General features: G+C 66.9%; 22 protein-coding genes and 1 pseudogene. 8 read left to right on the plus strand and 15 right to left on the minus strand.

Annotated elements, in window-relative coordinates; genetic code table 11:
- Window positions 1-65 precede the first annotated feature (65 nt).
- From aftB to glf, 5 genes are read right to left on the minus strand one after another with little or no spacing between them, the layout of a single operon-like run.
- Window positions 66-2,039 (minus strand): terminal beta-(1->2)-arabinofuranosyltransferase, encoded by a 1,974-nt coding sequence (aftB, locus tag AC5Y4F_RS18540; RefSeq protein ID WP_304528451.1) that lies wholly within the window; start codon window positions 2,037-2,039, stop codon window positions 66-68.
- Window positions 2,026-2,934 (minus strand): decaprenyl-phosphate phosphoribosyltransferase, encoded by a 909-nt coding sequence (locus tag AC5Y4F_RS18545; RefSeq protein ID WP_499997813.1) that lies wholly within the window; start codon window positions 2,932-2,934, stop codon window positions 2,026-2,028. Before AC5Y4F_RS18545 ends, aftB begins: the two co-directional genes overlap by 14 nt.
- Complete coding sequence (locus tag AC5Y4F_RS18550; RefSeq protein ID WP_197520702.1) at window positions 2,931-3,473, minus strand: phosphatase PAP2 family protein; 543 nt, start codon at window positions 3,471-3,473, stop codon at window positions 2,931-2,933. Before AC5Y4F_RS18550 ends, AC5Y4F_RS18545 begins: the two co-directional genes overlap by 4 nt.
- On the minus strand, window positions 3,466-5,352 hold the full coding sequence (locus AC5Y4F_RS18555) for a glycosyltransferase (RefSeq protein ID WP_067940362.1): 1,887 nt from the start codon (window positions 5,350-5,352) through the stop codon (window positions 3,466-3,468). The genes AC5Y4F_RS18550 and AC5Y4F_RS18555 overlap by 8 nt, the downstream gene beginning before the upstream one ends.
- Window positions 5,353-5,401: 49 nt before the next feature.
- On the minus strand, window positions 5,402-6,610 hold the full coding sequence (gene glf / locus AC5Y4F_RS18560) for a UDP-galactopyranose mutase (protein ID WP_499997814.1): 1,209 nt from the start codon (window positions 6,608-6,610) through the stop codon (window positions 5,402-5,404).
- A 253-nt stretch (window positions 6,611-6,863) separates the two neighbouring features.
- Between glf and AC5Y4F_RS18565 the strand changes: the two genes are divergently transcribed.
- Together AC5Y4F_RS18565 and AC5Y4F_RS18570 are read left to right on the plus strand one after the other, a co-directional pair.
- Window positions 6,864-7,934: a PirG gene (locus AC5Y4F_RS18565; RefSeq protein ID WP_499997815.1), complete on the plus strand. Its 1,071-nt coding sequence runs from the start codon at window positions 6,864-6,866 to the stop codon at window positions 7,932-7,934.
- 127 nt (window positions 7,935-8,061) lie between these two features.
- A complete protein-coding gene (locus AC5Y4F_RS18570) occupies window positions 8,062-9,702 on the plus strand; it encodes an N-acetylmuramoyl-L-alanine amidase (RefSeq protein WP_499997816.1) in 1,641 nt (546 codons plus the stop codon).
- 52 nt (window positions 9,703-9,754) lie between these two features.
- On the opposite strand, the gene AC5Y4F_RS18575 is transcribed toward AC5Y4F_RS18570, so the two are convergent.
- From AC5Y4F_RS18575 to AC5Y4F_RS18590, 4 genes are read right to left on the minus strand one after another with little or no spacing between them, the layout of a single operon-like run.
- Window positions 9,755-10,570 carry an HAD family hydrolase gene (locus AC5Y4F_RS18575; protein WP_499997817.1) on the minus strand — a complete coding sequence of 272 codons (816 nt, stop codon included), beginning with the start codon at window positions 10,568-10,570 and terminating at the stop codon, window positions 9,755-9,757.
- 34 nt (window positions 10,571-10,604) lie between these two features.
- Window positions 10,605-11,390 (minus strand): lysophospholipid acyltransferase family protein, encoded by a 786-nt coding sequence (locus AC5Y4F_RS18580; protein ID WP_499997818.1) that lies wholly within the window; start codon window positions 11,388-11,390, stop codon window positions 10,605-10,607.
- A 14-nt stretch (window positions 11,391-11,404) separates the two neighbouring features.
- On the minus strand, window positions 11,405-12,160 hold the full coding sequence (locus tag AC5Y4F_RS18585; protein WP_067940378.1) for a lysophospholipid acyltransferase family protein: 756 nt from the start codon (window positions 12,158-12,160) through the stop codon (window positions 11,405-11,407).
- Between the two features lie 6 nt (window positions 12,161-12,166).
- On the minus strand, window positions 12,167-12,934 hold the full coding sequence (locus AC5Y4F_RS18590; protein ID WP_067940380.1) for a lysophospholipid acyltransferase family protein: 768 nt from the start codon (window positions 12,932-12,934) through the stop codon (window positions 12,167-12,169).
- Between the two features lie 152 nt (window positions 12,935-13,086).
- On the opposite strand from AC5Y4F_RS18590, the gene AC5Y4F_RS18595 reads away from it, so the two are divergent.
- Entirely contained in the window at window positions 13,087-14,637 is a 1,551-nt protein-coding gene (locus tag AC5Y4F_RS18595; RefSeq protein WP_499997819.1) for a Rieske 2Fe-2S domain-containing protein, read from the plus strand.
- Entirely contained in the window at window positions 14,634-14,975 is a 342-nt protein-coding gene (locus tag AC5Y4F_RS18600) for a hypothetical protein (RefSeq protein ID WP_067940386.1), read from the plus strand. Before AC5Y4F_RS18595 ends, AC5Y4F_RS18600 begins: the two co-directional genes overlap by 4 nt.
- 8 nt (window positions 14,976-14,983) lie before the next feature.
- Here AC5Y4F_RS18600 and AC5Y4F_RS18605 read toward each other — a convergent pair whose 3' ends face one another.
- Both AC5Y4F_RS18605 and AC5Y4F_RS18610 read right to left on the minus strand, forming a co-directional pair.
- Window positions 14,984-16,543: a phytoene desaturase family protein gene (locus tag AC5Y4F_RS18605; protein WP_499997820.1), complete on the minus strand. Its 1,560-nt coding sequence runs from the start codon at window positions 16,541-16,543 to the stop codon at window positions 14,984-14,986.
- A 48-nt stretch (window positions 16,544-16,591) separates the two neighbouring features.
- Entirely contained in the window at window positions 16,592-17,239 is a 648-nt protein-coding gene (locus AC5Y4F_RS18610) for a TetR/AcrR family transcriptional regulator (protein WP_499997821.1), read from the minus strand.
- Between the two features lie 69 nt (window positions 17,240-17,308).
- Here AC5Y4F_RS18610 and AC5Y4F_RS18615 point away from each other — a divergent pair, with 69 nt between their 5' ends.
- Window positions 17,309-17,791 (plus strand): DUF2834 domain-containing protein, encoded by a 483-nt coding sequence (locus tag AC5Y4F_RS18615; protein WP_499997822.1) that lies wholly within the window; start codon window positions 17,309-17,311, stop codon window positions 17,789-17,791.
- Here the strand turns inward: AC5Y4F_RS18615 and purT are convergent.
- Together purT and serS are read right to left on the minus strand one after the other, a co-directional pair.
- Entirely contained in the window at window positions 17,772-18,971 is a 1,200-nt protein-coding gene (gene purT, locus AC5Y4F_RS18620; RefSeq protein ID WP_499997823.1) for a formate-dependent phosphoribosylglycinamide formyltransferase, read from the minus strand. The genes AC5Y4F_RS18615 and purT overlap by 20 nt on opposite strands.
- Entirely contained in the window at window positions 18,968-20,230 is a 1,263-nt protein-coding gene (gene serS / locus AC5Y4F_RS18625) for a serine--tRNA ligase (protein ID WP_499997824.1), read from the minus strand. Before serS ends, purT begins: the two co-directional genes overlap by 4 nt.
- Before the next feature lie 111 nt (window positions 20,231-20,341).
- On the opposite strand from serS, the gene AC5Y4F_RS18630 reads away from it, so the two are divergent.
- From AC5Y4F_RS18630 to AC5Y4F_RS18640, 3 genes and pseudogenes are all read left to right on the plus strand, one after another.
- Window positions 20,342-21,724, plus strand: a complete 1,383-nt coding sequence (locus AC5Y4F_RS18630; RefSeq protein ID WP_499997825.1) for a septum formation family protein — start codon at window positions 20,342-20,344, stop codon at window positions 21,722-21,724.
- 4 nt (window positions 21,725-21,728) lie between these two features.
- Window positions 21,729-22,153, plus strand: a pseudogene (locus AC5Y4F_RS18635) (metallopeptidase family protein); the annotation flags it as partial.
- Window positions 22,154-22,345 carry a hypothetical protein gene (locus AC5Y4F_RS18640; RefSeq protein ID WP_067104906.1) on the plus strand — a complete coding sequence of 64 codons (192 nt, stop codon included), beginning with the start codon at window positions 22,154-22,156 and terminating at the stop codon, window positions 22,343-22,345.
- An 8-nt stretch (window positions 22,346-22,353) separates the two neighbouring features.
- On the opposite strand, the gene AC5Y4F_RS18645 is transcribed toward AC5Y4F_RS18640, so the two are convergent.
- Complete coding sequence (locus tag AC5Y4F_RS18645; protein ID WP_499997826.1) at window positions 22,354-23,040, minus strand: histidine phosphatase family protein; 687 nt, start codon at window positions 23,038-23,040, stop codon at window positions 22,354-22,356.
- Window positions 23,037-23,981 (minus strand): prephenate dehydratase, encoded by a 945-nt coding sequence (gene pheA / locus AC5Y4F_RS18650; protein ID WP_067940407.1) that lies wholly within the window; start codon window positions 23,979-23,981, stop codon window positions 23,037-23,039. The genes AC5Y4F_RS18645 and pheA overlap by 4 nt, the downstream gene beginning before the upstream one ends.
- Window positions 23,982-24,052 lie beyond the last annotated feature (71 nt).

The following is a 24,052-nucleotide window of genomic DNA, read 5'->3' on the forward strand; positions in this document are numbered from 1 at the left end:
CATTTTTTCGCGGGTGGCGCGCTGTGATTTGTTCGACGTATGCCGAAATTTCTTCTGCGCGACGCTTACTCGCGAGGTGGGGGCGGCACCTCTTCGGGTACCGGCAGCCCACACCGGGCCAGTTCGTAGCGCGGCACCCGGTCGATCCGGTACTTGGTGAACCGGTAGGAATTCACCAGGTTGGACAAGAACCGGTGCGGGGTCATCGGGGCGCGCACCGAGCTGAGCACCGCCTTCGTATCCGGGCATTGCAACGCCGAGACGGCCTGCGCGACCCACTGCGCGTCCAGGTAGCCCGGAATCCCCGGCGGCAACTTCACCCAGGGGCCGTCGGCGATCACCCAGTCGGGAAAGAGGTTCTTGTCGTGCCCGATGCGGCCGTGCTTGAGCCGTTCCGTGTGTTGCGCAAGCGGATTCGCCAAACCGATCTGATCGATCACCCTGACATCGAGCCCGACATTCATGCCAACCATGCCGAGGTTGGTGAAAAACACGGCATGCTGGGGTTTTTGCGGGGACTTGTCGCCCGGCGGTGGCTGGGCCATCGGCACCAGGTCCCACTGGATGTAATTGCCCGACGGAAGTAGTAGCGCCCCTTCGGGGGTGTTGTTGAGGGCGGTGAGGATCGCCGCCATGCGCGGATAGCCCAGATAGTCCGCGGCGGTCAGCGGATGTGCGCGACCAGTGGCCTGGGCATAGAAGCGGCGTTCGTCAACGATCCCGGAGTAGGTGACGTGGGTGGCATCGTCGCCCATCCCCGGTGAGTTCGCCGCCCAGAGCGCCCATCCGGCCAGTCCCAGCCACAACGCGCCCGCGGCGCCGGCCACCCAGTTGCCGGTCTCCCGCGAATAGTCCTGGCCGTCGGGGATGGCGATCGGGATGACCGCGACCGGAGCCAGCAGACAGAACAACGGAGCCAGCAGCACGCGTGCATGCATGAAGTCGCCGCCTTGCCGGATCCAGTACAGGGCCTGCAACAGACCGCTCACCACTACCCACGCCACCACCGCGGGCGGACTGTGCACGGCCCGGGCCAGCCGCCCGTAGTTGGGCGCCAGCGCCGGGCGCAAAAACGACGGCCGCCGACGGGCGGCGAACAGCAGCACCCCCAGCAGCACGAGGAGCACCACGGGTATCCACACCGCGTAGGGCGCATCGAAGTTGGAGAGGTAGATCATGCCCTGTGACCACTTGTCCCCGGCCGCGTCCTTGGCCAGGGCGGTACCGGGTACCAGCAGGCCGTAATAACCCATGCGAAAGACCTCGTAGGCGACCGGCACGAAACCCCCGGCCACCACGATCAGCACCCGGCGCTGCCAGGTCCGGGCGGCGATCAGCATCATGATCAGGGCCAGGCCGCCCATCAGCGCCAGCTCGGGCCGGACCAGCACACTGAACCCGGCGACGAAAGCCAGCAGGCCGGCGAACACTTTGTTGTCCGGGCGGTTGCGCACCGGCTGCGCCCAGCAGACCATCATCCACCACACCAGCCCGAGATAGGCCAGCGCCAAACCGCTCTCCAGGCCGGACGTGGCGAAGTCGCGCGCCGGGGGCAGAGCGATATACACCAGCGCGCCGGCGGGCAACATGACGGCCTTGCGGCCCCGCAGGCTCGGCGCGTACAGCCTTGCGGCGCCCAGCATCGCCCACGCCACACCCGCGACCGAAAGCACCAGCGCGAGCGCGAGCGCCACGTACTCCATGCGCAGTGGGCCGCCCACCCAGCTACCGACGTACATCAGGTAGGTCCAGGCGGTCGAGGTGTTGGCTTCGACCCGCTCGCCCTGGTTGAACACCGGTCCGTTGCCCGCGAGCAGATTGCGCACCGTGCGCAGCACGATGAGGCCGTCGTCGGCGATCCAGCGGCGCTGCCAACTCCCCCAGCCGAACAGCAGGGCGACCAACGCCACGCTGATCCACAGGCTGACCCGCACCATGGTGGTGTACGGAAACACCGGCCAGCCGGGCCGCCTGATCACCGGCCGGCTGCGCATCATCCGCGCTTTGAGAGCCTGCAGTTCGGGGCTAACCGAAGGCAACGGCGGCTCCGACTGTCGCGATCCACGCCAAAAACAGCAGCTGCAGCACCCGGTCGCGCAGCGCGATGTCTTCGGGTTCGCCGGCCAGCCCGCCGTCGACGTCGACCGCGTAGCGCAGGATGGCGATGGTGAACGGGACCATGGACACCGCGAACCAAGATCCTGAGTGGCGGTCACGCTCGAACGCCCACAGGCCGTAGCAGATCACCACCGCGGTGGCCGACAGCGTCCAGACGAATCGCAGGTAGGTGCTGGTGTAGCTCTCCAGCGACTTGCGAATTGCCGCGCCGGTGCGCTCGGCGAGTTGCAACTCCGCGTAGCGCTTGCCCGCCACCATGAACAGCGAAGCGAACGCTGCCGACAACAGAAACCACTGCGACAGCGGGATATCGGTGGCCACGCCGCCGGCGATCGCCCGCAGCAGATACGCCGACGACACTATGCAAATGTCAAGCACGGCTTGATGTTTGAGGCCGAAACAGTACGCCAGCTGCATCACGAGGTAGACGGCCATCACCAGTGTCAGGTTCGGCGTCACGATCCAAGCGATGCCCAGCGAAGCCACACCCAGCAGAACCGCCAGGAAGTAGGCCAGCCACTCGGGGACGATGCCGGCTGCGATCGGGCGAAACCGTTTGGTCGGGTGCTCGCGGTCGGCCTCGACGTCGCGCACATCGTTGACCAGATACACCGACGAGGCCCCCAGGCTGAACACCACGAACGCCAACCCCACCTGCGTGAGCATCTGTGGGTAGTCATACCGAATACCGCTGCCCAGCCCGGCCAACGGAGCGGCCAGCACCAATACGTTCTTCACCCATTGCCGGGGTCGTATCGCCTTGATCACCCCGGTGACCAGGTTGCCCGACGGTCGGGTCACGACGTCCTCACTCATTCGGCTTCACCTCTTGCGACCTCTCGTGCGCGGCGCGCGATCGCCGCAACGACGGCACCGAGGGCGATGCCGAAGGCCACGTCGCTGGGGTAGTGCACACCCAGCAGCATCCGCGACAACGCCATCGGCGGCACCAAGACAGCAGGCAGTGGTAGACCGGCGGTGCGGCCCAGCAGAATCGCCGCAGCGGTGGTCGACGTGGCATGTGCGGAGGGAAAACTCAGTTGGCTCGGCGTGCCGACGTTCACCACGACTGCGGGATGGGACGGCCGCTTACGACGCACGATCCGCTTGACGATGACGGCGGTGGTGTGTGCGGCGAACGCCCCTGCCCCGGCCACCAGCCAGTCCCACCGCCGCTTCGGGGACAGCACCGCCCCGAGGACGGCGACGGCCACCCACCCGATGCTGTGCTCACCGAAGTGGGACAGCGCACGCGCCACGGGGAGCGCCCCGGGACGATCGCTCAATGCGGCCTGGACGGCGACCAGCGCGGCCACCTCGCCGCGCGGTGCCTCTGCGGCAGCGGCCTCATGCATGTTCTGCGGCTGGCAGCAACGCCGTCTCCCACTTCTGCTTGCTGGACAACACGGGCAGCGCGTCGCGGTACACCCGCCGCATCTCGTCGAACCGGCTGAGCAGCTGACGCTGACGGCGCAGCGATGCGAACAACAGCGAGAACATCTTTCGCCGGTCCCGCTGGCGGTAGACCACTCCGCAGCCGTCGGCCGTGGTGACCGTCACGCCGTCGACCGTGCACAGCCGGAACCAGCGCGCATCCTGGGTCGGCACGTTGAACTCGGGCCGCGTGTGGGATTGCGTGTCAGCCTTGGTGATGTTGTGCAGGATTCCACGTGCCAGCCGGTAGCTGATGGACACCGGATTCACCGGCGGCTTCATCGCCTTGGTTTTGTGCTGGGGCGCCGCGAGTTCGCTTGCCGCCGGCAGCACGACGGCGTCCGGGTAATCCTTGCGCAGGCGATGCACCTCGGGCAGTGCGGATTCCAGTATCGAGAAGATGTGTTCAGGCCCGGCGAGGAAGTCGTCGATGGCCCTGTTCTGAATTGCGACCGTCGAATACTCAAGGCAGGCAAGGTGTTTGAGTGTCGCCTTGAGGTGGCTGCGGACCAGGCCGGTGATGTCGCGGTCCCAGTGCAAGGCGGCCACCACCAGCCGGTTGCGCAGATGGAAGTAGGCCTGCCAGTCAATGGCGTCGTCCTTGTCGCTCCAGGCCATGTGCCAGATCGCGGCGCCGGGCAGCGTGACGGTCGGATAGCCGTGCTCACCGGCACGCAGACCGTACTCGGCGTCGTCCCACTTGATGAACAGCGGCAGCGGCTGGCCCAGCTCCTCGGCGACCTGCCGCGGGATCATGCACGTCCACCAGCCGTTGAAGTCGACGTCGATGCGCCGGTGCAGCAGTGCGCTGCGAGAGTTCTTGCTGTTCAACGGGAATTCGGCGAAGTTGTGGTCGTACTCGGCGTGCGGAGCGGCGGTCCACATGAAGTTCGACTCGTCGACGACCTCGCCCATGATGTGCAGATGCGACGGCTCCTGCAGGTTGAGCATCTGCCCGCCGATCAGCATCGGCGTCTTGGCGAAGCGGTGCAACGCCAGCACCCGCAGGATCGAGTCGGGTTCGATGCGGATGTCATCGTCCATGAACAGGATCTGTTGGCAGTCCGTGTTTTTCAGCGCCTCATACATCACGCGGCTGTAGCCGCCGGACCCGCCGAGGTTGGGCTGGTCGTGAATGGTCAGCCGGCTGCCCAGACCGGCGGCCGCGGCCGGGAAGTCCGGGTGATCGCGCACCTTGCGGGCGCCCTGGTCGGGAACGATGACCGCACCGATTACCGCGTCCACCAACGGATCCGCCGTGAGATCGGCCAGCGCGTTGACGCAGTCCGCGGGGCGGTTGAACGTGGGGATGCCGACGGCGATGTTGGCCGTGCCCGGAGCGGGCTCGGTGGCATACCAGCCGCCGCTGATCAGGTTGACCGCGGTGTCGGTGGTGATGTCGAACCAGATCCAGCCGCCGTCCTCGAAAGGCTTGAGCGCCACCTCGATCTCGACGATGGCCGGCTGCTCGTCGGTGCCCACGAATTGGCGGCCTTCCACGGAGATTCGCACCCCGGTGGCCTTGGTCCGGTACACGTCGACGCGTCCGGTTCCGGTCAGCTCGACGCGCAGCACCACCGACTGACAGATGGACCAGCGCCGCCAGTAGCTGGCCGGAAACGCGTTGAAATAGGTGGCGAACGACACCTCGGACTCTTTGCCGATCTCCAGCGAGGTACGGCTGGTGGCGTGGGCGCGCCGGGCGTTGGTCGTCGACTCCTCGAGATACAGCTTGCGCACGTCGAGCGGCTCACCGGGACGCGGCAGGATGATCCGGGACAGCAGGCTCACGGCACTCATTGGGCGCCACTCCTTCTCATCGCATTGCTTCGCATCGTCATGGCGCGCATCAGCGCGCGCCTTCCTCTTTGTTCTGGGCTTCCGTCAGGGATGCGCCGTCCCGCAGGTGCGGCGCGAGGACGTTGTCGTACATGTTCAAGGCGCTGGCGATGGCCATGTGCATATCCAGGTATTGGTAGGTGCCCAGCCGGCCGCCGAACAGTACCTTCGACGACGCGGTCTCGGCCTTCGCCCTGGCCCGGTAGGCGGCCAACAGGGCGCGGTCGGCCTCGGTGTTGATCGGATAGTAGGGCTCGTCGTCGTCTTCGGCGAAGCGCGAATACTCCCGCATGATCACGGTTTTGTCGGCGGGATAGTCGCGCTCGGTGTGGAAGTGCCGGAACTCGTGGATGCGCGTGTATGGCACGTCCAGGTCGTTGTAGTTCATCACCGGCGTCCCCTGAAAATCACCGGTAGGCAACACTTCCACCTCGAAGTCCAGGGTGCGCCAACCGAGGCGGCCCTCGGCGTAGCCGAAGTAGCGGTCCAGCGGGCCCGTGTAGACGACCGGTGCGTCGGGGCTCTCCGCGCGCAGCTGGTCGCGCACGTCGAACCAATCGGTGTCCAGCCTGACCTCGATGCGGTCGTCGGCGGCCATGTTGCGCAGCCAGGCCGCGTAACCGTCGACGGGCAGGCCCTCGTAGGTGTCGCTGAAGTAGCGGTTGTCGAAGGTGTAGCGCACCGGCAGCCGGGTGATGTTCGCGGCGGGCAGCTCCTTGGGGTCGGTCTGCCACTGCTTGGCGGTGTAGCCCTTGACGAACGCCTCGTAGAGGGGCCGGCCGATCAGCGAGATCGCCTTCTCTTCCAGGTTTTGCGCGTCGGCGGTGTCGATCTCGGCGGCCTGTTCGGCGATGAGCTTGCGGGCTTCGTCCGGGGTGAAGTACTTGCCGAAGAACTGCGACACCAGGCCCAGCCCCATCGGGAACTGGTAGGCCTGCCCGTTGTGCATCGCGAAGACGCGGTGACGGTAGTCGGTGAAGTCGGTGAACTGCCGCACGTAGTCCCACACCCTTTTGTTGGAGGTGTGGAACAAGTGGGCGCCGTACTTGTGCACCTCGATGCCGGTCTGGGGTTCGGCTTCCGAGTAGGCGTTGCCACCGATGTGTGGTCGGCGGTCCACGACGAGGACGCGCTTGCCGAGCTGGGTAGCCACGCGCTCGGCAATGGTCAGTCCGAAGAATCCAGAGCCGACGACGAAAAGATCGAAACGAGCTGTCATCGGTTGCTTAGGGTATCCGACCGCGTGGCCCTAACCCATTTGGCGAGGCCATGCGGCGGCGTTGGCTCCGTGACGACGGCCGTTGGGGCGCCCGGAATCCGCGATCACAGTCGGGGTCGCAATTGCCTCACGATTCAATATCACCACTCTAGTAACAGGTTCACCACTCGTACCATCGACTCTGTGTGATTCCGCCAGATAGGAGCGGTGGGACGCGCCGACACAACACACAGTCAGATTTGAGGAGACTTCCGTGCCGAACCGACGCCGACGCAAGCTCTCAACAGCCATGAGCGCGGTTGCCGCCCTGGCAGTGGCGAGTCCTTGCGCATACTTCCTTGTCTATGAATCGACCGCCGACAACAAGGCGCCCGAGCATCACGAGTTCAAGCAAGCCGCGGTGATGAGCGATCTGCCGGGTGAGCTGATGGGCGCACTGTCGCAGGGCTTGTCGCAATTCGGGATCAACCTGCCCCCGGTGCCCGCCTTGAGCGGGGGCGCCACCAGCACACCAGGTCTGGCCAGCCCCGGCCTGGGCACTCCAGGCCTCGGAAGCCCCAGTCTGGGGACCACGGGCCTGACCAATCCGGCCATGACCAGCCCCGGATTGACCAGCCCCGGATTGACGAGTCCCGGCTTGGCCAGCCCCGGTTTGACCAACCCCGGTGTGGCGCCCGTGACGCCCGGGCTCACCGCGCCCGGGGCGTTGCCGACCACCCCTGGTGCCGGCGTCGCGACCCCTGGCGCCGGGCTCAACCCTGCGCTTTCCAACCCCGGGCTGACCAGTCCGGCTGGGGTGACACCGGGCCTGGGTGGCCCGACGCTGTCGCCGAGCGAGGTGCCGATCGACTCTGGGGCCGGGTTGGACCCGGGCGTCGGTGGCACGTACCCGATCCTGGGCGACCCGTCCACCTTCGGTAACGCTTCGCCGATCGGCGGCGGCGGTACCGGCCTGGGCAGTGGCTCGGGCACTGGCGGCGGTGCCAGCGGCGGATTGGTCAACGACGTGATGCAGGCCGCCAACCAATTGGGCGCCGGCCAGGCGATCGACCTGCTCAAGGGCTTGGTCATGCCGGCCATCACCCAGGGCATGCATGGCGGCGCTGGCGCCGCGAGTGCCCTGCCTGGCGCCGCGGGTGCCCTGCCGGGTGCCGCGAGTGCCCTGCCGGGTGCGGCCGGTGCCCTGCCGGGTGCCGCGAGTGCCCTGCCGGGTGCCGCGGGTGCCCTGCCGGGTGCCGCTGCGGGCGCCTTGCCCGCCGCCGCGGGTGCGGCCGGTGCACTGCCGGCGGCCGCCGGCGCGGTACCGGCACTGCCCCCGGTCTAGTCCCTTTCAACTCTCCACAAGACGGCACCGCAGATCTTCTGCGGTGCCGTCGATTTTGTGGACATTGCGCAGCGCCCCGTTCGTGTCGTCTCATGGATAACATTAGAAACACACGTAACATCAGCTGGTGCCTCGCAGTCGTGCGCCGACGATGTTGCTCACCGCCATGGCGGCGACCGTCGTCCTCGTCTCGTGGGTGGCGGACACGACACGCGACCGTGGCACCGCCAGCCCGTCGCCGTCGCGCGGCACCCAACTCGTCGAGCAGCCGCTGATCGGGCTCGGCGCGGGCGTCACCGTTCGTGAAATCGGTCAGGCCACCCCGTTCTCCTTGGTCGCCCTGACCGGCGACCTGGCCGGCACGTCGACCCGCGTGCGCGCGAAGCGCCCCGACGGGTCGTGGGGGCGCTGGTATCAGACCGAGTACGAAACCGCGGCACCCGACCCGGATCAGCACAGCGGGGCGACAGAGGGACCCCGCGGAACCGATCCGGTGTTCGTCGGCACCACCACCACCGTCCAGATCGCGGTCACCCGTCCGCTCGGCGCGACAGTGACCCAGGCGCTCCCGCCGGTGGCGCCAAGCGCGAAGACCGACCTGGGCTACAAACCGGCATCCAGGGAGCAGCCCTTCGGGCAGAACATCTCGGCAGTGCTCATCTCCCCACCGCAGGCGCCGGTCGAAAAGCATTGGACACCACCGGCCGGAGTCTTGATGCCCGGCCAGGCTCCCCCCATCATCAGCCGAGCCGACTGGGGCGCCGACGAGTCGCTGCGATGCGGTACCCCGCAGTACGACAACGGGATTCGCGCCGCAGTGGTCCACCACACCGCGGGCAGCAATGACTATTCGCCGCTTGAATCAGCCGGGATCGTCAAAGCCATTTACACCTACCACAGCAAGACGCTGGGCTGGTGTGACATCGCCTACAACGCGCTGGTCGACAAGTACGGCCAGGTGTTCGAGGGCAGCGCGGGCGGCCTCACCAAGGCGGTCGAGGCCTTCCACACCGGCGGATTCAACCGCAACACCTGGGGTGTGGCAATGATCGGCAACTTCGACGACGCGCCCCCTAGCCCGATCCAGCTCAGAAACATAGGCCGGCTGCTCGGCTGGCGGCTGGGCCTGGACGGCGTCGACCCCAAGGGCACGGTGCAACTGGAGTCAGCCGGCAGCCACTACACGACTTTTCCAACCGGCTCCATCGCGACGCTGCCGACCATCTTCACCCACCGCGACGTCGGGAACACCGATTGCCCAGGCAATGGCGCCTATGCGCTGATGGACGAAATACGTGATATCGCTTCGCATGTCAACGATCCGCCCGAAGAATTGCTCCAGGCATTGCGGGGCGGTGCGATCTATGACCACTGGCAAGCGATCGGCGGAATGAACAGCGTGCTGGGAGCACCGACCTCGCCGGAAGACGACGCGGAAGGCGATGCCCGCTTCGTCACCTTTGCTCGCGGTGCGATGTACTGGTCGCCGGTGACGGGCGCCCAGCCGGTCACCGGCGCCATCTACGAAGCATGGGCCTCACAGAGTTACGAACGTGGCCCGCTCGGATTGCCGACCAGCGCGGAAATCCAACAGCCGCTGCAGATTACGCAGAACTTCCAGCACGGCACGCTGAACTATGAACGGCTGACCGGAAACGTCACCGAGGTGGTGGACGGAATCACGGCTCCGCTGACGACCGAATCGCCAAGCGGCCCAACGGTGCCGGCCGAGCACTTCTCGCCGCCGTCGCATCCGACGCCCACCTGACCGATGGCGACAATCTCCTCGCGTCGCGGCGCGGTGCGCGTCTTTCGCGCCGCTAGAGCCACCAGCGTTCCAGCACCCGGCCCACCCCGTCGTCGTTGTTGGCGGTGGTGATCTCGTCGGCGGCCGCCTGCACGTCGGGATGGGCGTTGCCCATCGCCACGCCATGTCCGGCCCACCGCAGCATCGGCAGGTCGTTCGGCATGTCGCCGAACGCCACCACCTCCTCGAGTGCGATCCTGCGCGGTCGTGCGATCTCGTCGACGCCGGTCGCCTTGCTGGTCCCGGGCGGCACGACCTCGATCAGGCCGTTGTTGGTGGAGTAGGTGATGTCGGCCTCGAACCCGACGTGCTTGGCCAGTTCGGCCGCCATGTCGGAGCTGCGGGCTCCGGCACGGCGAATGAGCAGCTTGATCGCCGGGGCGCTGAGCAGATCCCGGATCGACACCTCGGTGTTGTCCGGGTTCAGCCAGGCATGCTCGTAACCCGGCGAGCTGACGAACTGCGGCGTCGCCGTGTCATGGGCGCTTTCACCGATACGCTCGACGGCCAACCCGGCACCGGGGATGACACTGGTGGCCAGCTCGGCCAACTCGGCCAAGGTGTCGACGGGAAGGGTGCGGGTGGATATCACCCGATCCGTCGCGGCGTCGTAGATGACGGCGCCGTTGGCGCACACCGAGATCGGCGCGAAACCCAGCGCGTCGACGACGGGACGTATCCAGCGCGGCGGGCGGCCGGTCGCCACCACGAACTGCGCACCGCCGGCTACCGCGGCGCGGACGGCGTCGCGGGTGCGCGGCGAGATCTTCTCGTCGTCGTCGAACAGGGTGCCGTCGACGTCGCAGGCGATGAGCGCCGGCAGCGTCATCGAAACCGCCCGCGTTGGCAGCTGACCGGACCCCTCAATGTTTCCCGCTCTGGGTCTGCCCCGGTCGCGTCACACCGTCGGTTCCGTATTTCTGCATCCGCTCCCGCAACTCCGACAACCGGATGGCCCGGGAATCCTCTTGGGTGGGCGCGCTGCCGCCCAGCCGACGCGGCACCCAGAATTCGTCTTTCGGGTGCGGATATTCCTCCTGCACCCGATACAGCAGGTCATTCATCGCCGAGCGCAACAGCGCGTTGAGTTGCTCAGGCGTGCCCCGTGGTGCCAATGGCTGACCGGCCGCCACGGTGATCGGAACCTTGTTGCGAAACACCTTCTTGGGATGGTCCTTCGGCCAAATCCGATGAGCACCCCACACCACGATCGGAACGATCGGCACCTGGGCGTCCAGCGCCATGCGCGCCGCCCCGGTCTTGAACTCCCGCAGTTCGAAACTGCGACTGATGGTGGCCTCGGGATGCATCCCGATCAACTCCCCGGCGCGCATGCGTTGCACCGCCACATCAAGGGCGTCGTGTCCCGACCTCCGATCCACCGGGATCAGCCGGGCGTGGTTGATGACGTAGTTGACGGCCTTCACGTCGGCCATTTCCGCCTTGATCATGAAGTAGGCGCGCCGGTGACGTTCCCGGACGGCCATCAGCGTCGGCAGCCAGTCCAGGTAGCTGGTGTGGTTCTGGGCGAGCAAGGCGCCGCCGCGCGCGGGGATGTTCTGCAGGCCGTGATACGTGAACTTGGTGCCCTGCATCGCGACCATCGGCGGGACGATCCATTCCGCCAGCCGGTAGAACCCCTCGGGCATGTCTTCTCCTTCGCCTACTGCGGCGGATGCCCGGCCCGTTTGGCCGACCGAGCCGCCGCCTCGGTGGCCTCTATCCGAGCGGCCTCGGCCGGGGTCGGCGCTGCGCCGCCCAGTCGGCGCGGCATCCAATACGCTCCGGGTTCGCCCGGATAGTGCTCTTGCGCCCGGTGCAACAAGGTGGTCATCGCGTCGCGCAGGGCAGCGTCGGTCTGCGCGATGTTTTCGTGCGCGCGTAACGGCGCGCCCACCTGCACAGTAATGGGTATCTTCGCGCGGCCCACATTCCGTGGGTGATCCTTGGTCCAGATTCGCTGCGCGCCCCAGACGACCACGGGCACGATCGGGACGTCCGCTTCGACCGCCATCCGCGCGGCGCCGGACTTGAACTCCTTGAGTTCGAAGCTGCGGCTGATCGTGGCCTCCGGATAGACCCCCACCAGCTCACCTTCGCGTAATCGCTGCACCGCCACCGCGTACGCACCCGCTCCGGCGCCACGGTCCACCGGGATGGTGCGGGTGTGCCTGATCAGGAAATTGACCGGTTTGACCTGCTGCATCTCGGCTTTGATCATGAACCTCAGGCGGCGCCCCCTGCGGTGCACGGCGAGCGCGGCGGGCAGGAAGTCGACGTAGCTGGTGTGGTTGATCGCCACCACGGCGCCGCCCCGCTCCGGGATCTGCTCCACGCCGCTGTAGGTGATCTTGGTGCCGGTGGCCTTCACCACGAATTGAGCCAGGAGCTCCAAAGCGCGGAAGGTCGGCTCCACCATCGATTGCTACTCCGCGGCCCCTGCGGACCGGGCCCGCCGAGCCGCCCGGGCGGCCGCTTCCTCGGCCTCCAGCTGGGCCGCTTCCGCCAGGGACGGCGCGCCTCCGCCCAACCGGTGTGGCACCCAGAACTCGCCGGCCGGGTGCGGCCCGTACAGTTCCTGCGCGCGCTCCAGCAGATGCTGCATGCGGGAATGCAGCAACCCTTTGAGTTCCTCGATGCCCAACGTCGGCTCGATCGGCTCGCCGACCAACACCACGATCGGAACCTTCGGGCGCCACAGCTTCTTCGGGTGATCCTTGGTCCAGATCCGCTGGGCACCCCAGACGATGTGCGGAACGATGGGCACCCCGGCCTCGACGGCCATCCGGGCGGCCCCCGACTTGAATTCCTTGATCTCGAAACTGCGGCTGATCGTGGCTTCGGGGTAGACGCCCACCAGCTCGCCGTCCTTGAGGTTCCGGACCGCGGCCTCGAAGGAGGCCGCGCCATCTTGCCGATTCACCGAGATGTGCCGCAGGCTGCGCATGATGGGCCCGGTGATCTTGTGGTCGAACACCTCCTGCTTGGCCATGAACCGCACCTTGCGGCCCAGGCCCTGCTTGTAGGCCGGCAATCCCGCGAAGGTGAAGTCCAGGTAGCCGGTGTGGTTGATCGCGATCACCGCGCCCCCGCTTTTCGGCAGGTTCTCGGCACCCGCGATCGTGATTTTCAGACCCTGGAGGCGCCACACCAGGCGGGCAAGCTGAATGACAGTCCCGTAAACCGGTTCCACAGCACTTGAGCCTAATGCTCCCTGCCGTGCCCCGTCACCGGACGGCGGCGACCGGCCGAGGGTGCCGGCTCGCGCTAAGCTCGGGGGCTGAAAAAGCCGTCATCCCCGGCCGAGGCCGTCACCGGCCTTCTACCGGCCCCAGGAAGGTATCAGTGCACGTCACCAGCGTCGGCCACGCCGGATTTCTGATCCAGACCCAAGCGGGCAGCATCCTTTGCGACCCCTGGGTCAATCCCGCGTACTTCGCGTCCTGGTTCCCGTTTCCGGACAACAGCACCCTGGACTGGGACGACCTGGGTGACTGCGACTACCTATATGTGTCACACCTGCACAGGGACCACTTCGACGCGAAGAACCTGGCCGAACACGTCAACAAGGACGCGGTGGTGTTGCTGCCGGACTTCCCGGTGCCTGATCTGCGAAATGAGTTGGAGAAGCTCGGTTTTCACCGGTTCTTCGAGACCAGCGACTCGGTCAAGCACCGGCTCAGCGGTCCTGAGGGCGAGCTCGACGTCATGATCATCGCCCTGCGGGCACCGGCCGACGGCCCGATCGGTGACTCGGCGCTGCTGGTTTCCGACGGCGCGACAACGGTTTTCAACATGAATGACGCGCGGCCGGTGGACCTGGATGTGCTGAAGTCCCAGTTCGGGCACATCGATGTGCACCTGCTGCAGTACTCCGGGGCCATCTGGTACCCGATGGTCTACGACATGCCGGCCCGTGCCAAGGAGTCGTTCGGCGTCCAGAAGCGGCAACGGCAGATGGACCGCGCCCGCCAGTACCTGGCCCAGGTCGGGGCGACGTGGGTGGTCCCGTCCGCGGGACCGCCGTGCTTTCTGGATCCAGAGCTGCGCGGCCTCAACGACGACCACGGCGATCCGGCCAACATCTTCCCCGATCAGATGGTGTTTTTGGAGCAGATGCGCAGGCACGGCCACGACGGCGGGCTGCTGATGATCCCGGGATCGACCGCCGATTTCACCGGCTCCACCCTGCACTCGCTGACCCATCCGCTGCCCACCGACCAGGTCGAGGCCATCTTCACCACCGGCAAGGCCGACTACATCGCCGAGTACGCCGAGCGGATGGCGCCGGTCATCGCCGCCGAGCGGGCGAGCTGGGCGCCCGCGAGCGGGGAGCCGCTGCTGGAACCGCTGCGCGCCCTCTTCGAGCCGATCATGTCGCAAAGCGACGAGATCTGCGACGGCATCGGCTACCCCGTCGAGTTGGTACTCGGACCGGAGACCGTAATCCTGGACTTCCCGAAAAGAGCCGTGCGGGAGCGGATTCCGGACGAGAAGGTCCGTTACGGGTTCGCGATAGCACCGGAGCTGGTCCGCACTGTGCTGCGCGACGGCGAGCCGGACTGGGTCAACACCATCTTTTTGTCGACCCGTTTCCGGGCCTGGCGAGTCGGCGGCTACAACGAGTACCTCTACACGTTCTTCAAGTGCCTGACCGACGAACGGATCGCGTACGCCGACGGCTGGTTCGCCGAGACTCACGACGACTCGGCCTCGGTAACGCTGGACGGCTGGGAGATTCAGCGCCGCTGCCCACACCTCAAGGCCGACCTGTCGAAGTTCGGCGTGGTCGACGGAAACACGTTGACCTGCAACCTGCATGGGTGGCAGTGGCGGCTGGACGACGGGCGCTGCCTGACCGCAAAAGGCCACCAACTGCGGAGTTCGCGGGCGTGAACGACTCTTGCGGCACCTACGACGATGGCCTGGTCCAGCTGGACCGCGCGGCGATCACGTTGCGCCGCTATCATTTTCCTTCGGGCACATCAAAGGTGATCGCGCTCGAGGAGATTCGCGGATACAAAGCCGAAAACCTGGGGCTCTTCACCCAGCGGTTCCGGATATGGGGCAGCTCGGATTTTCGTCGCTGGCTGCCGCTGGACATCGGCAGGCCGTTGAAATCGAAGCTGATCACGCTGGACGTGCCGGGCACACGGCCCTCGCCCGCGTTCACTCCGGCGCGTCCCGACGAGTTCACCGCCCTGTTGGATGATCTGCTGGGACGGCGCCGGTAGGACGTCTGTCAGCTCCGGTCGGCGAGCGCTTGTTGCGCCGCGTTGTAGCCCGGGATGAAGGTGATGCCCGGGCCGCCGTGGCAGCCCGCGCTGCCCAGATAGAGCCCTTCGATCGGGATCGGCTGGCCGAGGAACCCCCGCGGGCCGGGCCGGTTGGGACCGATTTGGTTGGCATTCAACAGGCCGTGGCAGTAGTCGCCACCGGGGGCGCCGAACATCACGCCCATGTGCCTGGGCGTGAAGGTGGTGTGCCGGATGATGCTTCGTTCGAAATTCGGGGCGAGGCGGGTGATCTTTTCGATGACCCGCTGGCCCATTTCGACTTTGGCCTGCCCGTAGTCCACGTCGCCCTCGATCGGGAAGAACAGCGCGAACGCCGACGCGGCATGCTTACCCTCCGGCGCGAGGCCGGGGTCGTTCTGCGATGGGATCTGCAATACGACGGTCGGGTCGGCCGGGACGATCCCGCGCCGCGCGTCCTCCCATTGCTGCTGGACTTCCTCGGGTGTGCAGAACAGGCCGATCGAGGCCTGCATGGCCGGCTCGTTGAGAGCCTCGTAGGGCGCGGCGAAGGTAGGAGCCTCCTCGAGGGCGAAGTGCATCTGCAGGTAACTGCCGCGGTGGTCAATGCGCGCATAGCGTTCCCGGATGTCGGCGGGCAGCGCGGCGGGATCGACCATCTCGTTCAGCGTGACATCCGGTGCGATGCCGGAGATCACGATCGGGGCGTTCAACACGTCTCCCGCCTCGGTGCGCACCCCGGTCACCCGTCCGTCGGCGACCAGAATCTCGGTCACCTTGGTACGCAACCGAAGTTCGCCACCGTGGCCGGCCAGCACGTCGCACAGGTGTGAGGTGAGCGCGCCGATACCGCCCCGAAGCTTCTTCATCTGCATGGTGTTGCCGTCGGGAACACCGAGGCCGAAGGCGAGGGCGGCCGCGCTACCCGGCGTGGAGGGACCCCGGTAGAGCGTGTTCACGGCCAGCACGGTCATCGAGCCACGCAGTGCCCCATGCTTCTCGTGATCCGGCAGATATCGGTCCAACACGTCGGTCACCGATCCGAACAGCATGTCGTCGATGGCGGAGCGCTCGAATTCGTTTGTGGCACAGGCATACATCTCATCGATGCTCTTCGGTGGCGTTCCGGCTTCGAATCTGCCCAGCGCCCGGGTGGGCCCTTGGCTCCAGGCCATCAGCCCCGCCATACCGTTGACCGCGTCCGCCCCGTGTACCTCGTTGAGATGGGTGAACAGCTTGAGTGGATCGCTGTACTGCACCAGCGGATCGTCGCCGACACCACGCACCGCCACCGACATCACTTCCAGGTCGATCGTGGGTATGGTGTCCAGGCCCAGCTCGTCGACCACCACCTGAGACGTCGGAAATTGCACCGAGCCGGCGATCTCGAACTGGTACCCGTCGAAAAGTTCCACGGTCGATGCCATGCCGCCCGCGTACAGCTTGGAATCCAGACACACCGTCCGCAGTCCGGCCTTTTGCAGCAGCACGGCCGCGGTCAGTCCGTTATGGCCGGCACCGATAACTATCGCGTCGTAATCAGTCATGTCCTGCCCTCCGGAATGGAGGCTCGCACGACGGCAAAGTTTTGTCAATTATGACGAAACTTGTCCAGCGGCGGCCGTGACCCACGAGTCGGTGATCCCGGCGCGCAGCGATTCCAGCGCCGCATGGCACAGCCTCGCGAGTTCGCCCAGCGACCGCTCGTCACTGACCATCCAGACCTCCATGGCGCCGAACACCGCCGCCGCAATGCATCTGGCGGTCACCGCGGCACGCACGCGTTGGTCCACCGTCGGATCCGCGCTGCCATTGGCCCTGCGACTGCGCCGTTGCAACTGCGCTCCGATGGCGTCGGCGAAGTCGGCCTGGACGTCACGGATGTGCCGGACTATGCGGCCGGGGTCGAGCTCGTCTTGCCGCAATGCCGCGATTTTGGTGACGGCGTCGACGTCGTACGGGAACGAGAAGATGGCCGCCTGCACCGAATCGATGATGGGTTCCTCGGCCGGCCGGTCATCCAAAGCGGAGCGAAACCAATGCAGGCCGGTGTAATCGGCGAACAACAGATCGTGCTTGGAGCCGAAGTGGCGGTAGAACGTCCGCAGTGACACCCCGGCATCGGCGGCGATCTGCTCGGCCGACGTGTCTTCCACGCCCTGGGCCAGGAATCGCACCAGGGCGGCCTGCCGCAACGCCTCGCGAGTGCGCTCGCTGCGCGCAGTCTGAGCCGGCCTGACCATGGGAAGAAGGTACCAAGAAATCTTTTGACATTATTGACAAAACTTTCAACTGGGAGCGACACTTCGCCCATGGCCTCGATCATCATTCACTTTTTGCTAGGGCTCGCCTGCATCGCCGGGATCATCGCGTCGAACCCGAAGATCTACGCCAGACCTCAAGGTGGGCAGTGGCTTTCGCCATTGGAATGCGTGTATTACGTCGCCGGGATAGCCTCGATCGCGTTGGGATATTGGTTCAACATCCACTTCGTGATGGCGGCGCACGGGCAGGGCAACCTGATCTCCGGGCCGGCCAGCTATCCAGAATTCATCAAGGGGCAGTTCGCCAGCCCGGCGTGTGGCTCGGGCAATCAGGACTACATGATCGCGAATGTCATTCTGATGCCGGTTTTCACCATCGTCGACGGTCTCTGGCGCGGCATCCGGCGCCCGTGGCTCTTCTTCCTGTCCAGTTTCTTCACCAGCTTCGCGTTTCCGTTCGCCTTCTACTTCGCGACCATGGAACGCCAGCGCCGGCACGAGCGCGCCGCGGTCACGCCGGTCGCGGCCTGACCCGGCCCGCCGCTTCGACCGCGTTGCGCCGCGCGCTGTCCACGTCATCGGCGTGAGCCAGTGCGACACCCATGCGCCGTTTGACGAAGCTTTCCGGCTTTCCGAACAGGCGCAGGTCGGTGCGCGGCACCCGAAGCGCCTCGTCCACGCCGTCGAAGACCACGCCCTTGGCATCGACACCGCCGTAGATCACCGCGCTGGCGCCCGGCGTCTTGCACGTCGTGTCGACCGCAAGGCCCAGAATTGCGCGGGCATGTAACTCGAATTCGTTCTGCCACTGGGTGATCATCGTGACCATACCGGTATCGTGGGGCCGCGGGCTGACCTCGTTGAACCACACGCGGTCGCCCTTGACGAACAACTCGACCCCGAAAATCCCTTGCCCGCCGAGCCTTTCGGTGATTGCGCGGGCGATCGACTGCGCGTTCTTCAGCGCGGCGGCCGGCATCGGATGCGGTTGCCAGCTCTCCACGTAGTCGCCGCTGACCTGCTTGTGGCCGATCGGCGCGCAGAATTGAGTGCCCACCTGACCGTCGTCGCCGAGCGCCCGGACCGTCAATAGTGTTATCTCGTAATCGAAGTCGACGAATCCCTCGACGATGACGCGGCCGTGGCTGACTCGGCCGCCGGCCATCGCATGGTCCCATGCCGCCGCGACGTCATCGGGTCCGTCGAGCTTGCTCTGGCCCTTGCCGGAGCTGCTCATCACCGGTTTGACGACGCACGGGTAACCGATGTCCTCGGCGGCCGCCCGCAGTTCGGCCGGCGAATCGCAGAACCGGTACGGGCTGGTCGGCAGGCCGAGGGTCTCGGCCGCCAAGCGCCGGATTCCCGCACGGTCCATGGTCAGGCGCGCCGCGAGCGCGGTGGGGATCACCCGTACGACGCCGGTCGCTTCCAGTTCCTCGAGTACTCCGGTGGCGATGGCCTCGATCTCCGGAACGACCACGTCAGGCCTCTCCGCCTCGATCAGGGCCTTGAGCTGGTCGGGATCCGACATCGTGATGGTCCGCGCATGGTGGGCGACCTGCTGGCCGGGCGCGTTGTCGTAGGAATCGACCGCGATCGTCTCCACACCGAGGCGCTGCAGCGCGATCACCACCTCGCGGCCGAGTTCGCCGGAGCCGAGCAGCATGACCCTGGTCGCGTCCCGCGACAGTGGCGTTCCGATGGTGGTCATCGAGCGACGGGCTCCAGCACCTCGGCGCCGACGAACGGCACCAGCGCCTCGGGCACCCGCACGCTGCCGTCGGGCCGCTGGTGGTTCTCCAGGATCGCCACCAGCCAGCGCGTGGTGCCCAGCGTGCCGTTGAGCGTGGCCGCGGTCTGCGGTTTGCCCGCGGCGTCCCGATACCGGGTGGCCAGCCGGCGGGCCTGGAAGGTGGTGCAGTTGGACGTCGACGTCAGCTCGCGGTAGGCGCCCTGGCTGGGAACCCAAGCCTCACAATCGAATTTGCGGGCGGCCGACGAGCCGAGATCGCCCGCGGCGACGTCGATCACCCGATACGGCACCTCGATTCGGGCCAGCATTTCACGCTGCCAGCTCAGCAGGCGCTGGTGTTCGGCCTCGGCGTCGGCGGGTGTGCAGTAGACGAAGCCCTCGACCTTGTCGAACTGATGCACCCGGATGATGCCGCGGGTGTCCTTGCCGTAACTGCCGGCCTCACGGCGAAAGCACGACGACCATCCCGCATACCGCAGCGGGCCGCCGGACAGATCAAGGATTTCGCCGGAGTGGTAGCCGGCCAGCGGCACCTCCGAGGTGCCCACCAGGTAGAGGTCGTCGGCCTCGACCCGGTAGACCTCGTCGGCATGCGCGCCGAGAAACCCGGTGCCGGCCATCACCTCCGGGCGCACCAGTACCGGGGGAATCATCGGAATGAAACCGTTCTCGACGGCCAGCCGCAACGCGAGCTGCAGCAGGCCCAGCTGAAGCAGCGCGCCTTTGCCGGTCAGGAAGTAGAACCGCGACCCAGACACCTTGGCTCCGCGCTGCATGTCGATGAGCCCGAGCGATTCACCGAGCTCCAGGTGGTCCTTCGGGTCGTCGATCGCGGTGGGCTCGCCGACTGCGTCGAGGACGGCGTAGTCGTCCTCCCCGCCGGCGGGCACCCCGTCGATGATGACGTTGGAGATCGCCATGTGCGCCGCGGTGAACGCCGACTCCGCGTCGGCCTGGGCGGTTTCGGCTGCCTTTACCTGCTCGGCCAGCTCCTTCGCGCGCGCGAGCTTGGCGGGGCGCTCCTCGGGAGACGCGGCGCCCACGCTCTTGCTCGCCGACTTCTGCTCGGCCCGCAGGTCGTCGGCGGATGAGATCGCGGCCCGGCGGGCGGCGTCGGCCGACAACAGGGCGTCTACCAGCGACGGATCCTCCCCGCGGCTGAGTTGGGAGCGGCGCACGGCGTCGGGGTCTTCCCGGAGCAGCTTCAGGTCGATCACGGCCCTGAGACTACTTTCACCGCCGTCGGCCGCCTGCCAGAGCATCGCACGTAACGGTCGCAGGACTCACATCAGTAACTTTTGTCACGGGTCTCAGATGCTGCTGTCAGAATGGACCGGATGTCGCAAGCGCCCGAAAAAGAACTTTCCGAAGGCCGGGGGGCCGAGTTGTCCGCCGCCCCGATCGATGAGTCGTCCGATCAGCAGCCGTCCACCTCCCGGTGGCCGCGCAGCCTGCAGGCCCGGGCGACTCGACGCGCGCTACTGCTGACCGCGCTCGGCGGCCTGTTGATCGCAGGGCTGGTCACCGCGATTCCGATGGGGGGCCCCGGCTCGGGACGGTTCCTCGACAGCAGCCCCGTGCGCAGCACCGGCACCAAGAGCGAAGCCGCCTTCAACCGCGCGGCCGCCGGGGAGTGCCTGATGTGGCCGGACATCACACCGGAATCGGCGAAGATCGTCAACTGCGGCGACGACCACAAATTCGAGGTCGCCGAATCCATCGACCTGAGGACGTTCCCTGGCGCCGAGTACGGGCCCAGCGCCGCCCCGCCGACGCCGGCACGCATTCAGCAGATCACCCAGGAGCAGTGTGAGGCGGCCGTCCGCAATTACCTCGGCCCCAAGTTCGATCCGAACAGCAAGTTCACCGTCAGCCTGCTCTGGCCGGGCGACCGAGCCTGGCGCCAGTCCGGCGATCGCCGCATGTTGTGTGGCCTGCAACTGCCCGGGATGAGCAATCAGCAGCAAGTCTTCAAGGGCAAGGTCGCCGACGTCGACCAGTCCAAGGTGTGGCGGGCCGGCACGTGCCTGGGCATCGATTCGGCGACCAACCAGCCGACCGACGCGCCGGTTGACTGCGCGGCGCCGCACGCGATGGAAGTCACCGGCACGGTCAACCTGGGCGAGAAGTTCCCCGGTGGCCTGCCCACCGAGCCCGACCAGGACGCTTTCATCAAAGATTCGTGCACCAAGATGACGGACGCGTATCTGGCGCCGGTCAAGCTGCGCACCACCACCCTGACACTGATCTACCCGACGGTGCCGCTGGCCAGCTGGACGGCGGGCAGCCGCGAAGTGGCCTGCAGCATCGGCGCCACGCTGGGCAACGGCGGCTGGGCCACCCTGCTGAACAGCGCCAAGGGTCAGCTGCTGATCAACGGCCAACCACCGCTGCCGCCACCCGACATCCCCGAAGAGCGCCTCACCATGCCGCCGATTCCCCTTCAGGGCCCGGCGCAGCCGCCGTCCACGCAGTCGGGCCTCGGTCCCGGCCCGGCCCCGGAGATCCCGCCGAATAATCAGCACCTGCCCGGACAACAGCCCGTTCAGCAACCCCAGCAGGCCCCGGCCCAGCAGGCCCCGCCGCCCGCGGATAACGGTGGCCCGCCGGCCAATCCGGCACCCGAGGCGCCCGCGCCGGCCCCGCCGCCCGCGCCACCGCCGAATCCCGCACCGGAGGCGCCACCCGCCGAGCCACCGCCGGGGGGCTAGCCGAGTGTCCGTGCGGATGAATCCGCAGCGCTTCGACGAATTGGTCTCCGACGCCCTCGACCTGATCCCGCCCGAGCTGGCGGCCGCCATGGACAACGTCGTCGTACTCGTCGAAGACCGCCACCCCGAAGACACCGAACTGCTCGGGCTGTACGAGGGGGTGGCGCTGACCGAACGAGACTCCGACTACTTCGGCTCGTTGCCGGACGCCATCACCATCTACCGCGAGGCGCTGCTGGACGTGTGTGAATCCGAAGACGAGGTCGTTCAGGAGGTGGCAATCACGGTGATCCACGAGATCGCGCACCACTTCGGCATCGACGACGACCGGTTGCACGAGCTGGGCTGGGCCTGAGTACCTCGAACGCCCGCCGGATTTCCGGGCGCGGCATCCCGGATTCGTCCCCGCCGGATGCTATGAACTCACCTATGAGCATTGACTGCCGCGACTGCCGGGCAGGCTTAGATCACTGTCACGGCACCATCATTCGCCACGCGCTGCACCGGTCGGAATGCACGGAGCCGGACTGCTTCAGTCCGGAGCTGTTGCCGCACGCCTTCGTCATCGACTGCGACGCCGTCGGCTGCGCATGCACCGAAGTAGTTGCGCTGGCCGTCTGACCGAGAAGTCAGCCCATCGGGTCGGTGCTTGAGCGCACCGCGTCCGTGACGGGGGTCGCTTCTTCCTTCGGGTAGAACGGTGGCGTCAAGCTTCCCCAGCGCACGCAACTCCACCGCCCGTCGGTGATCGGGGTCAATGCCACCGATTCGGCGTTGTCCAGGTGGTTGTCCAGCGCGAACTCGGCAGCTACGCCGGCTAACACCGCGGCGGCCAGCCGGATCGCGGCGCCGTGGCTGACGAGGATGATGTCGCCGTGGAAGTCGCGGTTGTCGAGATAGCGCAGGCGCAGATCGGTGAGCACCGGCACGTAACGGTCCAGCACGTCGTTGCCGGTTTCGCCACCGGGCAGCGCGAGGCCGAGCTCGCCGTGGTGCCAACGCTCGTAGACCGCGTTGAACTCGGCGACCGCGTCGTCGTCGTTGCGGTTTTCCAGCCGCCCGACTTGGACCTCGTGGACGCCGGCCATTTCGGTGGCGGGCATGTCGAGCTGGCCGCCGATCACGGCGGCCGTCTGCAACGCCCGGGTGGCCGCGGAGTGTGCGAGCATCGCCGGCCGCGGCGAACGGCGGGCAAACGCGCGGGCCTGGTCGCGGCCCAGCGGGGTCAGCTCCGCACCGGGCGGGCGGGTGTCGAGGCGGCGGTCGACGTTTCCGAAGGACTGGCCGTGTCGCAACAGGATCAACCGGCCGCTCACCGCCGCGCCCCCCGCCCGTCCGGTCTTCCGTCTCGAAGCTGCGTCAGCCAGCGCGTGGCCTCGTCGGCCGACGGCGGCAGCCCTCCGGCTGGTGAGCCGGTGGGCCAGGACCCCAGGTATCGCACATCGGCACAACGTCGGTGCAGTGCTTTGAGTGCCTCGGCGACCGCATCGTCGTCGATATGGCCCACACAATCAACAAAAAATCGGTAGGTGCCGAGTCCGGTTCTGGTGGGCCGGGATTCGATGCGGGTCAGGTCGATGCCACGGACGCCGAATTCAGCGAGCGCGCCCAGCAACGCACCGGGTGCGTTGTCGATTTGGAGCACCACCGAGGTGCGGTCGGCTCCGGTGCGCGCCGGTGGTGGGGCCGGACGCCCGACCAGAAGGAAGCGGGTGCGGGCGTTGGGTTCGTCGACGACTCCCTCGGCCAGGGTGGCCAGCCCCCAACGGTCGGCGGCCAGCGGCGAGGTCACCGCGGCGTCGACGTGTCCCTCGGCCACTTGTTGGGCGGCGTCAGCGTTGGAGTACGCGGGCCGCAGCTTGGCATCGGCCAGATTGGCGGCCAACCACTGTCGCACCTGGGCCGCCGCCACACTGAAGGCCGCCAGCGTCCGCACGTCCGCGGCGCTACGGCCGGGCTTGACAACGATGCTGAACGCGACGGTCAGCGTGGTTTCGGCGAAAACCTGCAGGGGTGAGCCGATGGCCAGGCTGTCCAACGTTGGCGTCACGGAACCGTCGATCGAGTTCTCGATCGGAACGCAGGCATAGTCAGCCGCGCCGTCGCGCACGGCATCCAGTGCCGCGGAGTTGCTTTCGACGGGCGCGGGTTGAACTGCGGCCGAGTCCTGTTCGGGGACCAGGCCGGCGGCGGTGATCTGCCGCAGCGCCGCCTCGGTGAACGTCCCCTCGGGACCGAGGTATGCGATGCGGGCCACGTCCCAACCCTAGCGGCGTACAGGACAGAAAACCCTTGCGACGCCACTCCCAGGTAAGTTAACTTAGGCTT

Source organism: Mycobacterium sp. NGS56 (assembly GCF_059812425.1).